A 13,746-nucleotide genomic window follows, 5' to 3' on the forward strand; every position below is an offset into this window, starting at 1 on the left:
CTTGCATTCCTTACATACGTGCCAAGTTCTGTTTTTCAGTATTTTCAGTGTTGCTTCATATCCGACTGAATACATTTTTCCGCCGCACGATGGACACGGAAGCGGTATGTCGATTTGCATATTCTAATTTTGTATTTTCTGCATTTAAGAGCCGCGTAGGACTGATAACTTGTTCATTTTTTTGAAAATAAGTTGTATATTTAGGTTCTGTGTAATCTACAAGACCTGAACAATGCACTCATCGCTCCAGTCTGTGACCAACTTTGACACATCGACTCTGAGGATTGCCGGCTCTTCCAGGTTCCCCCTCATCGCTTCAACTGCGTCACCTTGAGGATTGCAAAACCTGTGCAACCCCTTGCAAGCAATATTCATTGCGGCAACGACATCCCTGTCGCGCCATCGCCTGCAACTACCGCACCACAAATCCCGACGTCTCTGCCTGTCCACTTGGAGTCTCCCTCTGCATGCCGGACATAGCGTGCTGGTGCATCTTGGATCTATCTTATAGAACGGAACGCCGTCCCATGCTGCCTTGTATGATGTCTGCCTTTCCAGTTCGTAAAAAGACCACGAGTTTAGCTTTCTTCTGAATTTATTTCCCTGGCCGTTTCCCTTTCGGTATAGTTTTCTGATTCCTTTCAAATCCTCAAATATTATCGCAGTCTTGTTTTTCTTGGCATAGTTTACTATTGATTTTGACATTCTGTGGATTCTCTGCCTTATCCTGTCTGCCTGTCTTTTTCCAAGTTTTCCGTAAACCTTTTTTCTGATTCGGTGGTCGTTTCGTGTGCATGTGGACTTGACATGGGAATAGTTCTCCTTTATTTTGAGCATCTCAGACGTGTTTACCTGGATTATTTCTTTGCCGTTTCCGAATGTGATGTTTCTCAGGTTCCTATCTACTCCTATTGTGGATTCCGTCTGGATTGGCTCAACATCCTTGGCAATCGATATTGACAGGGACTGGGGCGTTATGGTAAATGATCTAGGCGTGATGGACTGGTCTGATAAAATTCTGATCAGATGATCATTTAGCAGAATGTTTGCAAATTCCCTGTTACGTACTGGGAATGATAGCAACATTCCGTTGATCTTGAATCCATAGCATGATACGAGACATGGCTTTTGCACAAACGGTGATTTTGGATTTCTGCCTTTTTTGATGTCTCTTTTCATCTGGGACATTCTTCCACATGCTTGCGAGATTGCAGTCAGCTTGTAGTACGACATTATATCATAATCCTGCAGTGTGTGGTATGCCAGACTGGATAATCTCTTTAGCGTAGAGCAGTTGTTTTCAAGACCGATTCTTATGCAGTGGTTCACCATCTGGCGGAACGTCTTCATCATCGAGGATATTTCCGAGTTGGGATCAAAGTTTTGCCGCACTGACTTGACAGGCAATGGGGCATATGGTAGATTTTGGGATTAAAACGATCCGTTGTGTTAGATGTTAACCTCGGAATGACATCGGAGTTTAGGTCTCGTAGATTACCCACTACCTATCTTTATAAGAAATAAAGTCTAATGGGAGTCGTTGAACATAGATCAAAAAGAAGAGCCCGACTATTCCACTGCAAAAATTACTCATGTTGGATTTATTGATCCCTATGCACTGGAGGGAATAATCATTCTGCAATCTGATGATAAAAAGGAATTTCATATGCGCGCATTTTCTGGAGAGGTGGCAAGGCACATCAAGAGTTTTGTCGAGGGAAAGCGTGACAACCTGCCGACCATATACAACATGATTGAGCAGCTATGCGAGGAAAACGAGCTGTATCTGGTAAAGGTCAAAGTGTATGAGAGCGGAAGCGTCCTGCGCGCAAATCTTTACTTTACTGGCAAAAAGGACATCGTTCTTAGGAACTATAGGGCCTCTGATGCGGTTGCGTTGGGAGTGTTTTACAACATCCCGATTCTTGTGAGAAAAACTCTCCTAAAGAAAAGCCTCGAGGTCTAGGTTAGAATTTCAGCAAGCCTTCCCTCTTGGCTTGCCTTTTTGATTTCCATTGCTATTCTTCTTCCAACGCCAAAGGTTTCTCCATATTGGTATTTTGTGTATGGTGAGGTGGTCGCAACAATTGGATTTCCTGGGACCCTGAGCGATACGTCGTACACTACTAGCTCCAAGTCTTTTGTGATGACACTTTGTAGTGAAAACGGGCCAATTATTCCCGGAGGGTATACTTTTTGCACGCCTGCCACAAACTTGTCTCCCATCTTTAGCACCTTTTCTAGCAATGACTCCCTTATGCTTGCAGGGGTGTGGCCTACCTCGATGTTTTGTATGTCTATGTTGATGTCAAGCTGCTGTTTTGCTGGAATCGCGTTATAGTCATGCACGTTTGTCTGCAGTCTGCGCTCTATCCCGATAAAATCCACCTGGTCTGAAATGGGTGTGTGAAAGTAATTGAAATTCATGTATGTTCCGATTACCAGTTCCTCGACACTTGCCTTTTTGAGGTCGTCTCGTGCTATGATTCCTTTTTTGATCCTGTCTTCTGATTTTATTTTATAATCTTCGTATGATGATACTGTGAAAAATGCGCGCTCTAACTTTCTGCCTTTTTCTTGGACCTTTACTATTGCCGGCCTGTCTATGTCTTTTGGAGTTTTGAAAAGCTTTGGGTATCTGACATTTGATTTTTCAAGCAGATAGTACTGGTTTTTCTTGTGGCTTCGTTCCTCTGCTTGGAACAGTGAGCGGTTTCCAAAAATTGGGACCTTGAATTTGCTTTCTATGGTCTCGTATCCCAAATATGCTGTTAGTGCCCTGTGGGGAACTATTATCGTATTTGTATCAACTAGGCGCTTTTGCATCTTTTGCGATGCCATGTCTTTGAAGTCGTTGACTACGATTATCTCGTCTGCGATTCTCTGAAATCTTCGATAAGGTATGTCTCTGCCCTTTTGGCAAATCACCACTGTTTTTAGCCCCTCGTCTTTTGCCCCGTCCATGATTTCTAGCGCGGAATGGCTTCCCAAAACTCCGATTCTCAAGTCAGAGTACTTGTCTGCAATTTTATGAATTTCTGCAGGCTTTATCATGGACAAATTGACTGCAAATCTTTGGTAATATAATTAAAGGCTCTTTTTTCTTTGGACGGATGGTGCCCAACAGGATGCGAACCTAGTGTTAATTGGGGCAATAACTCGTTACATCTTAAAATAATCACTCTACCAAATAATACCAATGAAGCTTGTGATTGGAATTACGGGAAGCACTGGCGTAATCTATGGCGTGCGAATACTTGAGGCGCTCAAGGAATGCGGGGTTGAAACGCATTTGGTCATCACAGAATGGGCAAAAAAATGCCTTGCAATGGAGACTGACTACAAGCTTGACGACGTAAAAAACCTGGCATCCCAGTATTCTGACGACTCTAATCTGGCGTCTGGGATCTCGAGCGGTACATACCGAACCGATGGGATGATTGTGATTCCGTGCAGTATGAAGACTTTGTCCAGCATAGCAAATGGTTATGACGAGACGCTTGTCGCAAGGGCAGCTGGCGTCACACTAAAGGAGTCAAGAAAACTAATTCTGGTGACAAGGGAGACACCTCTTACTGCCATAAATCTCGAAAACATGCTCAAGCTTGCGCGACTCGGGGTCGTGATACTACCGCCAGTTCCGGGGTTCTATACCAAGCCAAAGTCAATTGAGCAAATAATTGATCATACTGTCGGTAAATGCCTTGACCAGTTTGGCATTGAACATAATTTATACAAAAGATGGGGAACTTAGCTAGTATTGCCAAAAGTTCACATTGAAAAGATAATCCATGCCGAGCGGCACCGCGTCTTTGATATCGTGGCAAACTTTGAGAACTTTCAAAACATCATGCCAAGATATTTCCCGTCAATTAGAGTAAGGTCAGTTAGGGAGAACACCGCAATAGTCGAAGAGCACCTCCGGCTTGGTAATCGGGAGTTTGTGATGATGACAAAACACGTCACGAAATATCCAGAAACGCATGAGGTTTTTGTAATTGGTGGCGATGCAAAAGGAACTCACATCATGGAAAAATACGAAAAGGCAAACGAGGCAACAAAACTAATAGTCGATGCAGACATCAAGATGGGCGGTTTTTTGAAAATCTTATCCGTCTTCTCTGGCGAAAAAATCAAAATAGAGTTTACAAAAATAATTGATGAGTTTGCTAAATTAGCTGAAAACTAACTAGTCTTTCTTTTCTTTTGGTTCTTTCTTTTCCTTGTGCTCTTTCTTTTCTAGGTCTTTGAGTTCTTTATCTGATTCTAATTTTCCTTTTTCAAATTCGCCTTTGGCTTTTCCAAGTGTTCTTGCTAGTTCTGGAATTTTCTTTGCACCAAATATCAGAATCGCTGCTATTATTATGATAAAGACGATCTCGCCCATACCGATTCCAGCGTTGGTTACATTCTGTAGTATCATTGCTTACTAATGTCCCGGATGAGATTTAAGTCTTTTATGTTCTTGAATCTGACCTCGTTGATGTCAACAAATCAAAGTCTGACTTTAGCAGATCCTTCTGATGTGATTTTGGAAAATCTGATTTCTAAAAACCTGACAGATTTGTCAATAAAGCTGACAAAAATGTAAGCACGTGTTATACTGTGGTGTGAGAATAGAAACTCATATGGGATTATTCAAAACACTAAGAGATGCTGCTGAAGAAGACCTCGAGCAAGGGGTAAAACTTGGCAGAAAATATGGAAAAATAGGTGCCAGGAGAGGATACGAACTCGGCAAAAAATACGGCAAAATCGGATTCGACAAAGGAGTGGAACTTGGCAAAAAAGGATTCGAGAAAGGCGTGGATATTAGCGTCGAGCAAGGACTAGCCTGGCAAAAAAGACGCAAGGTGCAATTGCCAAAGAAAACACTGGCAAAGTCATCACAGAAAACTTTGAAGACGTCAAAAAAGATCTTGAAGAAAACAACAAAGAAAGCTTTGAAGACGTCAAAAAAGATCTTGAAGAAAACAACAAAGAAATCTTTGAAGAAATCAAAAAAGATCTTGAAGAAAACAACAAAGAAAGCTTTGAAAAAATCAAAAAGATAACTGTATAGACGCCGCTTCTTTTTTTAATAAAACGGATGATTTCTCGGGAGTCAAAAAATGACCTTGGGCTATCTCTGTTGGGTTTTTTTAATTCTCAATTCTCGTCTTTCTATTACTACCATGCCTGCCAGATATAGAGCAATCATGGGTCCTGAAATGAACCACATCGTGACACCGCTCCCATCGGGAGTGGCTACTGCTCCAATAATCACTAGAATAACAATCGCGTACCTGATGTTTCTTCGCCAAAACTTGGCATCTGTGATTCCTGATGCTGTTGCAGCATACATGATTAGTGGGAGCTGAAACGCAACTCCAAAGGCAAGCAAGAATTGTAAAACAAACGATACAAAATCCATCACGTTCAAAAACGTAATCAGTCCTGATGCTTCCCCGTACTGGTACAGAAAATCTAACATGAACGGTATTACTGTAAAATACGAAAACACCACACCTGATACAAAAAGAACCAACGCCGGAATTGCTATTGAACGGGTTGCCTTGACTTCACTTTCCTTTAGTGCTGGCCTGATAAACGCGGTAAACTCTCTTACGATAATTGGCATGGACAGTACAATTCCAGCAATCGCTGCGACATACATTTGCGCATAAAATGCCTGGCCCGGAGCTGTCTGGATAAGCTGAACGCTTTCTGGCACAAGTTCTTGCCGCATGTGGTTTGTTATCTGTGCCGCAATGTTGTTGACTGGCTCTGGAATGGGATAGTAAAGTGTAATTCCATTGTAAACAAAGTGCTCAAGTCTAAACGTGAGAATAAATATGATGATGATGATTACTGCAATTGCTATTCTTGTTACTCTTTTTCGCAGCTCTGATATGTGCTGAAAAATTCCATGTAGTTCAGACATCTGATGTTTTAATGCGCCAAATCTCTAATTTAGGTTACTGGTTTTTAGCTGTGGTTTCCAGGTATTGGCAACAGTTTTGCGTCAGGTAGGCCTGATTTTTTTCGCTCCTCTTCTGTAAGGCTCTCAAACTCTATTGAAATGGTGGCCTTGAGGTTGAACCGTGTCTCCAAGTCCTTTGCAAACTGGCCCACTTCTTTTCCTGAATAGAATTCTTTAGAGCCTTCCAAAAATATACGAGTTCCCTTGTCCCTTACGTCACCACCGAACCTATCTTTGATGAATTTTGTAGCCTCATCAACTTCTTTTTTTAGAATGTTGTTGTGGTATAGTACGATTCCTTTTGTCGGGGTATAGTCAATTGGAGTTCCTCTTTTGTACAGAAATACTCCGATGAATCTTGCGTCCTCTTCTGGCTCCTTCACGCCCTTGATTTCCCAGTTTAACACCTTGGCTTGATCATAATCATACTTTTGAATGTCATCTGGTGTTATTTTCCAGTATCTGTGGCGAGTCACTGCAATTCCTGAGTTTTGATGTCATATAAAATGGCTCTGTCAAATTGCGAATATATTAGACCGATGGCAAATCTCGTCATGCCGATGTTTGAGGTCCAAGTTATAATTGAAAACAAACCCGGAATAAGTGATCCTGAAGGCGCTACAATCCTAAACGACTTGGTCCTGAAGGGTAGCTATTCATCGGTAAAAAAAATACGATCGGCAAAAATGCTAAGATTCCAGATAAGTACCACCAACAAAAAGACTGCAGAAGAAACAGTTCAAAAACTCTGCAACGAACTTAGAATCTACAACCCGATGGTAAGCAAGGTCACATTCACAGTGAACTAGTCTTCTTTTCCAATTGACTTTATTGTCTCGTCTATGAGCAGCTTGCTCCTCAAATGAGATGCAAGGTCTGTCTGCGTGATGACCCCTACCAGCTTTTCGTTTTCAAGTACCAGCAGCCTTCTGATGTTGTTGTTTAGCATTTTTTGCACCGCATCCTCGATTAGCGTAGTTGGCTCAACCCATCTGAACTTGGGGGACATTATCTCAGATATTGGTACGTCGGATGCAAGCCTGTTCTTGACTATGAGTTTTCTAACAAAGTCTGCCTCGCTTAGTATTCCTACTGGGTTTTGGCCCTCGGTTACTACAAGAAAGCTGATGTCTTTTTCCTGAAGTAATGATGCTGCCTCCAAACACGTCTTTTCCTTTGATATGGTGATTACCTGCTTGTTCATTATGTCTCGGACTTGGCCCATGATTCGTTTTGCGTATTTTCAAGATAAAAAAGGTTTGTCGTGATTCATACTGGCGTTCACAGGGTAGACTGCCGAGCCTTGTGATTTAATTAATTAATGGCGTCGTACAAATCACCGTGTGAAAGTCGGCATTGTCGTATTTCCAGGAAGTAATTGCGATCGCGATATGTACCACGTTTTGCTTGACGTTTTCAAACTAGATGTGAAATATTTTTGGCATGAGGACAAGCTACCCAAGGATCTGGATGCTATCGTCCTGCCCGGTGGTTTTTCTTACGGTGATAGGCTTAGGGCTGGGGTGATTGCAGCACACAGTCCAATAATTGCAGATGTCAAGAGGATGGCAGACAAGGGAATGCCAGTTCTTGGCGTGTGCAACGGATTTCAGATATTAGTAGAGTCTGAGCTTTTGCCTGGCGTATTGCTAAAAAACACGTCACTTAACTTCATGTGCAGATGGACTGAGCTCATAGTGGAAAACAACAAGACTCCGTTTACCAACAAATTTGCGCTAAAGGAGAGGATCCCAATACCTATTGCAAATGGCGAGGGGCGATACTATGTAGACAAAGCCACACTTGCCATGCTAAAGAAAAATAACCAGATTGTGTTTAGGTATGGAGAATCCGTAAACAATTCTGTGTTTGACATTGCCGGAATCTGCAACAAGGAGGGAAACGTAGTTGGCATGATGCCGCATCCTGAGCGTGCAGTTGAGGCTGAAATCAACCCCCGAGATTCCAAACCCGCATCTGTGATTTTTGAGTCTTTGATTACTACTGTTGGTGCAAGAAAATGAGTCTGCAGCCACAGGAACTAGACTATCTCTCAAAAAAAATTAAAAGAAAACTAAACGACACCGAAGCACACATCGTTGCTGCAGAGTGGTCTGAGCACTGCTCGTACAAGTCTTCAAAAAAGCATCTCAAAATGCTTCCAATGTCTGGACCGCGGGTAATCCGGGAAAAGGGATTTGACTCTGGGGTGCTAGATGTAGGGGATGGATACGTCGTAACCGTCCACATAGAAAGTCACAACCATCCGTCTGCTGTCGAGCCATATGGGGGCGCAGCCACTGGGGTGGGAGGGGTGATTCGAGATATTTTGTCTGCAGGCACAAGACCTATTGCACTTCTTGACGGACTTCGTTTTGGGAACATAGAAAAAGATTCCCAAGCAAGGTGGCTGTTCAAAAATGCCGTAACTGGAATTGCAGACTATGGCAACTGCCTTGGCATTCCGACCATCGGCGGCGAGGTAGAGTTTGACGAATGTTATGCAAATTATGCGCTAGTTGACGTCGCATCAATTGGGTTTGGAAAAAAAGAAAGATTGATCAAAAATCACGCCGATGCAGGTGACTTGGTGGTGTTGCTTGGGGGCTCGACAGGGCGTGACGGAATAGGAGGCGCCCAGTTTGCGTCAGACTCGCTTGAAACAGAAGACCGCTCTGCAGTGCAAATCCCGGATCCTTTTATTGAAAAATTGATCATCGAGGCAACCCTTGAGGCAAGAAACGAGGGATGCATCAAGGCGCTAAAGGACTTGGGAGGAGGCGGTCTTTCGTGCGCAATTTCGGAAACCGCGGACACCCTTGGAATCGGAATTGAGCTTGACGTGAACCGCGTCCACACAAGAGAGCCTGGTATGAATCCGAGGGAGATAATGACATCTGAATCTCAAGAAAGAATGCTGATTATCACCGACAAGAAAAAACTCGTAAAACTTGAATCCATCTGCAAAAAATTCCGAGTCACCTGTTCTGTCATTGGCAAGGTAACGTCTGACAAAATGATGAGGGTCAAAAACAACAACACAATCGTTGCATCAATGCCTGCTGAAATTGTTGCAAATGCGCCTCTTCTTGACAGGCCGTCAAAGGAGCCGGCATATCTTAAAGAACTACAAAAAAGAAAGGAGCCAAAACCTGCCTCTGATCTCTCTAAAACACTCATGAGGCTGCTGTCTTGTCCAAACATTGCAAGCAAAATTTGGGTATATGGCCAGTATGATCACGAGGTTGGAATCAGAACCGTAGTGAAGCCCGGGATGGATTCTGCCGTACTGCGTTTGGATAACGGAAAATACCTGGCTGCAAAAATTGATGGAAACCCAAAGCAGTGCTACATTGATCCAAAAAACGGCGCAATCGGATGCTTTGAAGAGGCGTGCAGAAACGTGGTGTGCACCGGCGCCACACCGATTGGGATGGTTGATCACCTGCAGTTTGGCAATCCTGAAAACCCTGAAATTTTCTGGACATTTTTAGAGTCACTAAAGGGAATATCTGAATTTTCAAAACACTTTGACATCCCATGCGTTGGTGGAAAAGTAAGCTTGTACAACGAAACCCCGCAGGGGCCAATCAAGCCAACCCCGCTAATTGGTGTCCTGGGGCTAATTGAGAAAAAACCACTGCACACGCAAAAGTCCGAGCAGGGAGACATTCTGATTCTGATTGGAGCTACAAAAGACGAGCTTGGCGGCTCTGAATACTATGAATACATTCATGAGTTTGTTGGAGGAAAATGCCCAGTAGTTGACTTTGCAGAGTCAAAACGAAACATGGAATCAGTACTACACATAATTGAAAACGAGTGGGCAAGAAACGTTCATGACTGCTCAAAGGGCGGACTTGCAACTGCAGTCTCTGAAATTGCTATGACTAGCGGCATTGGGTGTACTGTGTCACTTGATAACGTGCCGTCATCAAAGATGTCCGATGACAATGTTTTGTTTTCTGAGAGTCATTCTCGGTACTTGATGTCTGTATCAAAATCAAACCTTGACGCCGTACTGGGGTATCTGAGGGCAAAGAACGTAACCTTTGGCATAATTGGCAAGTTTGAAGGAAAAAGCATCATGTTTTCCAAAAGCAAAAAAGTGATTGTAAAACTAAGCGTTGATAAGGCACATGACAAGTGGTTTAATTCACTGAAGGATTTGGTTTTGCATGGTTAAAGAAAACTGCGGCGTAGTTGGAATTTTCAGCAGAGACGGAACAAACGTAATCCCAATGGTAATTGACGCGTTACGTGCACTGCAACACCGAGGTCAGGAAGCATGGGGAATTGCGATTCCAAAAAAAGCGCCAATCAAAAGACTGGGGCTTGTATCTGGCGCATCAGGCGAATATCAAAAAATCACCGAAGAATACGCATCGCCTGCTGCAATAGGGCATGTAAGGTACTCTACTGTTGGAAAAAGCAACCTGGAAAACGCCCAGCCGCTAAAGGTCAAGGATCTGTGCATTGCCCACAATGGAACCATAGCAAATGTTGCAGAACTTGCAAACCTAGTTGGGGGATGCACGTTTACGCCGCAAAATGCAAGTGATACGCTGGTGGCTGCCCAAAGGCTGGTCTCTCTAATGTCTACAAACGGCAAGCTTGGAAGTGCGCTGTCAATCCTAAAAAATGAGATGGCCGGTTCGTATTGCTTTACCTTTGTATCTGATGATAATGCAGTATATGCGGCTCGCGATCCTCGAGGATTTAGGCCGATGGTTCTTGGCTCAAAAGAAGATGGGCAGGTAACAATCGTCGCATCCGAGTCGTCTGCCCTAACTGCAATTGGCGCAAAACTTGTCCGCGACGTCCTTCCAGGAGAACTATTGAAGTTTAGCAACTCTGGAATGGAGTCTGAAATGTTTTCAGAAGAAAAAAAGCACGCACACTGCTCGTTTGAATTTACATATTTTGCACACCCTACGTCTAGAATGGAGGGGACAAACATCTACGTGGCAAGGAAAAGGATCGGCCAGTTTCTAGCCCGCAAGTTTCCAATCAAGGACGCAGACCTGGTAATCCCGGTTCCCGACTCTGCAAGGCCTGCAGCCCTCGGATACGCGCAGGAGCTTGGAATACAGTTTGATGAAGGGTTACTCAAAGACAGGTATAGCAAAAAGGGGCCACTGCGAAGCTTCATCGAGCCGCACCAAAGCGACCGAGTCGAGATAAATCGCTGGATCATACCGATTACAGAGATCATTGCCGGGATGCACGTGGTTGTAATAGATGACAGCCTAGTTCGGGGTACAAGCTCAAAGGCAATCATAAAGGCGCTAAGGCGGGCAGGCGCAAGAAAAATTAGCATGCTCATCACGTACCCACCAATCAAGTATCCGTGCTATGCAGGAATCGACTTTCCATCCCAGGACGAATTGGCGACTGGGGTAATAGGTGATGGTGTTACTGATGAGCAAGTAATTGACAAAATACGCCGGGACATCGGTGCTGACTTTTTGGGATATAATGATGCGGAAAATCTGGCAAATGCCGTCGGCATACCGCTTGATTCGATGTGCTTTACGTGCACAAGCGGGGATTACTCTACGCTGGGAATAAAGCCTATATTCAAGTCAAGAGAGGAAATGAAAGGCGAATAAAATGGAAATCGCGTTTGTCCTAGTAAAGTGTGAGGTGGCCCACGAAATGGATGTGATGCGAGATGTTCTAAAAATTGACGGGGTAAAAGAGGCGCACGGAACATACGGGATGTATGATATTTTCGTCAAGGTCCAGGGTCAGACCCATAAAATAGTATCGGATATTGTAACCAAGCAAATCCGAAAAATTCCGCACGTTGTATCTACGAGCACCCTTTCGACCATTCCAGAACAGGGCGGAAAATAATCCAAGTTAAACTATTTTTAAATCAGTACTGCGTCTCCACATTTGATGGTTTCATCGTACAAGTTTTTCATAATGATTGGAATCGCGGTAATTGCCGGAATTGGGGGTGTGATTGCAATTTCGTTATCCAAAGGAACCCTTTCGTCACAAGACTATGAGATTGACGTAGACCCGTTCAAGGATCCGCAGAATCTGTTTGTCACTGCAAGAGTCATGGTTCAAAACATTGGTGCAAAGCCTCTTACCAACGTGGTCGTAAATTACGGTGACGGGCACGTCCTAAGTCTTGGAACTCTGACTCCAGGTCAAAAAGTAATCCTGTCTCCTCCGTCTGAAAACTCGTTGCACCAAGTAAAGGTCACGGCAGATAACGGAATTTCAGTAACAAAGCCGTATCGAATTCCGCCAAAGATTCCTGGAATGATGGGCTCCTAGGTCCAAGCTTTTTTATCTTTTTTCCAGACTCGGACGTCGTCAACATAGACTTGGTCCTCAAGATCAAATACGGTGTGCCATTTTTTGTCGTGTGGCAGCAGCTTGTCTAGCTCGTTTACGTTGTTTTTTGTAGGGAACTTGTTAGTTAGCGCACCCCACTTCATATTTGGGATCTTGGGCATGATGTCATTGATGTCTCTCATGTCGTATGTGGGGGAAATTTCATTGATAAATTTTTGTTTTGGCGCACTAAACGTGACTGGTTAGGGCTGTTTTGAATTGCTCTTTTTGCTAAAATGCTGTCGTATCTTTACAATGGCAAACATGGGCATGACAAAATACATTGCAGAGTTTAGCAGTATGACTCCGATTCCATATCCTAGCATCTCTTGCTCTGAGTCAATATCTGCGTAATTTAGAATTGATAGGGTGGAGAGCATCGGGAATATAGCTACTTTTACAATCTCTCTGAAAGCAGGACTCTGCCTTTCCCAGTCTGCTATGGTTGGGCTAAATGAATAGTAAAACTGGTTGAATCCTGCCATGAAAGTCGTCCCAGAGCCAGTGTTGAACAAAACACCGTCTCGTATTTCTCGAAGCATCTGCACATGTGTGGATAACTCTGTCCCATATGTGGCAGTGGCAATAAGGCATCCACCACCTGCGTCTGACTTTTGGCCTGACTCCTCTGCCACTGCCTTTGGAAGAATTCTGAATATTTTTCCCTCTGAAAGCGACACAATGTAGACTAGTCCGTCTGGGCCTACCTCGATATCAGTCACGCATCCAAAGCCAGTGCCAAATAAAATCTCGTCCATCGATTCGTCAACGTTGTGAACCTTGTCTGATAGTTCTGGGGACTCGAAGACAAAACCGGTTCTGTCTGAATTGAGCTTGAATCTGTACAAGTTGCCTGTATTGCAGTCTCCGACAAATACGCTGTCCTCATAATCTTTTAGCTTGTCAGACTTTACAAAAGAAATAGCAGTTGGGGCAACTGGTTTTTGCCAAGTAAATTCTGGGTCGCTGTAAACAAAATTTCCGTATTTTGGTAATGCGTCAACCTGCTCTTGATTTTTTGCAGGTCCCATTATCTCAATCCACCCACTGTTGAAGTTTTCTGGAACAAGGTTGATCTCGTCATATTCGTCATCCCCGTTTTCCGTATCCCACATGCTTCCAGTGTTGGGATCAAACGTGATTCCAAAACTGTTCCTGACCCCCATTGCGTAATACTGCCCCGGCGGGTCAATTCTTAAAATCACACTGGTGTCGTTTTTCCACTCTGTCGCTCTGTTCTGCAATCTGCCATAGTTGCCATTGTCTCCAATTACTGCATATACTTGACCGTCAAAGTTAGTCATCGCTCCCCCGTTATGATAATAATTATCACTAGGAAGTGTCTTTATCAAAACTGGATTGATCAAATTATTTCCGTCCCACTCGTACTTGTAAATTCGGTTTTCAATTGCTTTTCCACCGTCCGTATC

At 43.6% G+C, this 13,746-nt stretch carries 18 protein-coding genes; 10 read left to right on the top strand and 8 right to left on the bottom strand.

Features of this window, described 5'->3' with window-relative positions:
- Positions 1 to 216: 216 nt before the first annotated feature.
- Positions 217 to 1,407, bottom strand: coding sequence for an RNA-guided endonuclease InsQ/TnpB family protein (locus NKMY2_RS06525; protein WP_042686179.1), 1,191 nt, complete (start codon positions 1,405 to 1,407; stop codon positions 217 to 219).
- A gap of 133 nt (positions 1,408 to 1,540) precedes the next feature.
- Here NKMY2_RS06525 and NKMY2_RS06530 point away from each other — a divergent pair, with 133 nt between their 5' ends.
- Entirely contained in the window at positions 1,541 to 1,966 is a 426-nt protein-coding gene (locus NKMY2_RS06530) for a bifunctional nuclease family protein (protein ID WP_042686182.1), read from the top strand.
- Here NKMY2_RS06530 and NKMY2_RS06535 read toward each other — a convergent pair.
- On the bottom strand, positions 1,963 to 3,054 hold the full coding sequence (locus NKMY2_RS06535; RefSeq protein WP_042686186.1) for a formate--phosphoribosylaminoimidazolecarboxamide ligase family protein: 1,092 nt from the start codon (positions 3,052 to 3,054) through the stop codon (positions 1,963 to 1,965). The genes NKMY2_RS06530 and NKMY2_RS06535 overlap by 4 nt on opposite strands.
- A gap of 145 nt (positions 3,055 to 3,199) precedes the next feature.
- Here NKMY2_RS06535 and NKMY2_RS06540 point away from each other — a divergent pair, with 145 nt between their 5' ends.
- Positions 3,200 to 3,754 (top strand): UbiX family flavin prenyltransferase, encoded by a 555-nt coding sequence (locus NKMY2_RS06540; protein ID WP_042686188.1) that lies wholly within the window; start codon positions 3,200 to 3,202, stop codon positions 3,752 to 3,754.
- A gap of 6 nt (positions 3,755 to 3,760) precedes the next feature.
- Positions 3,761 to 4,189, top strand: a complete 429-nt coding sequence (locus NKMY2_RS06545; protein ID WP_042686191.1) for an SRPBCC family protein — start codon at positions 3,761 to 3,763, stop codon at positions 4,187 to 4,189.
- On the opposite strand, the gene NKMY2_RS06550 is transcribed toward NKMY2_RS06545, so the two are convergent.
- The gene (locus NKMY2_RS06550) at positions 4,190 to 4,423 is read right to left on the bottom strand and encodes a Sec-independent protein translocase subunit TatA/TatB (protein ID WP_042686193.1); all 234 of its coding nucleotides are present in this window, start codon (positions 4,421 to 4,423) and stop codon (positions 4,190 to 4,192) included.
- A gap of 187 nt (positions 4,424 to 4,610) precedes the next feature.
- Here NKMY2_RS06550 and NKMY2_RS10305 point away from each other — a divergent pair, with 187 nt between their 5' ends.
- Positions 4,611 to 5,054 (top strand): hypothetical protein, encoded by a 444-nt coding sequence (locus NKMY2_RS10305; protein WP_157832477.1) that lies wholly within the window; start codon positions 4,611 to 4,613, stop codon positions 5,052 to 5,054.
- A 68-nt stretch (positions 5,055 to 5,122) separates the two neighbouring features.
- Here NKMY2_RS10305 and tatC read toward each other — a convergent pair whose 3' ends face one another.
- Both tatC and NKMY2_RS06565 read right to left on the bottom strand, forming a co-directional pair.
- Positions 5,123 to 5,923 (bottom strand): twin-arginine translocase subunit TatC, encoded by an 801-nt coding sequence (tatC, locus tag NKMY2_RS06560; RefSeq protein ID WP_042686195.1) that lies wholly within the window; start codon positions 5,921 to 5,923, stop codon positions 5,123 to 5,125.
- A gap of 44 nt (positions 5,924 to 5,967) precedes the next feature.
- Positions 5,968 to 6,438 (bottom strand): hypothetical protein, encoded by a 471-nt coding sequence (locus NKMY2_RS06565; RefSeq protein WP_042686197.1) that lies wholly within the window; start codon positions 6,436 to 6,438, stop codon positions 5,968 to 5,970.
- A 78-nt stretch (positions 6,439 to 6,516) separates the two neighbouring features.
- Between NKMY2_RS06565 and purS the strand changes: the two genes are divergently transcribed.
- Positions 6,517 to 6,771: a phosphoribosylformylglycinamidine synthase subunit PurS gene (gene purS, locus NKMY2_RS06570; protein WP_042686319.1), complete on the top strand. Its 255-nt coding sequence runs from the start codon at positions 6,517 to 6,519 to the stop codon at positions 6,769 to 6,771.
- Here the strand turns inward: purS and NKMY2_RS06575 are convergent.
- Positions 6,768 to 7,187: a CBS domain-containing protein gene (locus NKMY2_RS06575; protein WP_042686200.1), complete on the bottom strand. Its 420-nt coding sequence runs from the start codon at positions 7,185 to 7,187 to the stop codon at positions 6,768 to 6,770. The two genes, purS and NKMY2_RS06575, sit on opposite strands and share 4 nt — an antisense overlap.
- A 118-nt stretch (positions 7,188 to 7,305) precedes the next feature.
- Here NKMY2_RS06575 and purQ point away from each other — a divergent pair, with 118 nt between their 5' ends.
- The 5 genes from purQ to NKMY2_RS06600 are packed head-to-tail and all read left to right on the top strand — an operon-like array spanning position 7,306 to position 12,256.
- Positions 7,306 to 7,986 (top strand): phosphoribosylformylglycinamidine synthase subunit PurQ, encoded by a 681-nt coding sequence (purQ, locus tag NKMY2_RS06580; protein ID WP_042686203.1) that lies wholly within the window; start codon positions 7,306 to 7,308, stop codon positions 7,984 to 7,986.
- Positions 7,983 to 10,148 (top strand): phosphoribosylformylglycinamidine synthase subunit PurL, encoded by a 2,166-nt coding sequence (gene purL / locus NKMY2_RS06585; protein WP_042686206.1) that lies wholly within the window; start codon positions 7,983 to 7,985, stop codon positions 10,146 to 10,148. Before purQ ends, purL begins: the two co-directional genes overlap by 4 nt.
- Entirely contained in the window at positions 10,141 to 11,574 is a 1,434-nt protein-coding gene (locus NKMY2_RS06590) for an amidophosphoribosyltransferase (protein ID WP_042686209.1), read from the top strand. The genes purL and NKMY2_RS06590 overlap by 8 nt, the downstream gene beginning before the upstream one ends.
- 1 nt (position 11,575) lies before the next feature.
- Positions 11,576 to 11,821 carry an Lrp/AsnC ligand binding domain-containing protein gene (locus tag NKMY2_RS06595; RefSeq protein ID WP_042686212.1) on the top strand — a complete coding sequence of 82 codons (246 nt, stop codon included), beginning with the start codon at positions 11,576 to 11,578 and terminating at the stop codon, positions 11,819 to 11,821.
- Positions 11,822 to 11,866: 45 nt separating this feature from the next.
- Complete coding sequence (locus tag NKMY2_RS06600; RefSeq protein WP_042686214.1) at positions 11,867 to 12,256, top strand: hypothetical protein; 390 nt, start codon at positions 11,867 to 11,869, stop codon at positions 12,254 to 12,256.
- On the opposite strand, the gene NKMY2_RS06605 is transcribed toward NKMY2_RS06600, so the two are convergent.
- Both NKMY2_RS06605 and NKMY2_RS10310 read right to left on the bottom strand, forming a co-directional pair.
- Complete coding sequence (locus NKMY2_RS06605; protein ID WP_042686216.1) at positions 12,253 to 12,459, bottom strand: hypothetical protein; 207 nt, start codon at positions 12,457 to 12,459, stop codon at positions 12,253 to 12,255. The two genes, NKMY2_RS06600 and NKMY2_RS06605, sit on opposite strands and share 4 nt — an antisense overlap.
- 60 nt (positions 12,460 to 12,519) lie before the next feature.
- Positions 12,520 to 13,746: PQQ-dependent sugar dehydrogenase (locus tag NKMY2_RS10310; protein ID WP_052347575.1), on the bottom strand; the 1,227-nt coding region annotated here is incomplete at its 5' end.

The organism is Candidatus Nitrosotenuis chungbukensis, assembly GCF_000685395.1.
GTDB lineage: Archaea > Thermoproteota > Nitrososphaeria > Nitrososphaerales > Nitrosopumilaceae > Nitrosotenuis > Nitrosotenuis chungbukensis.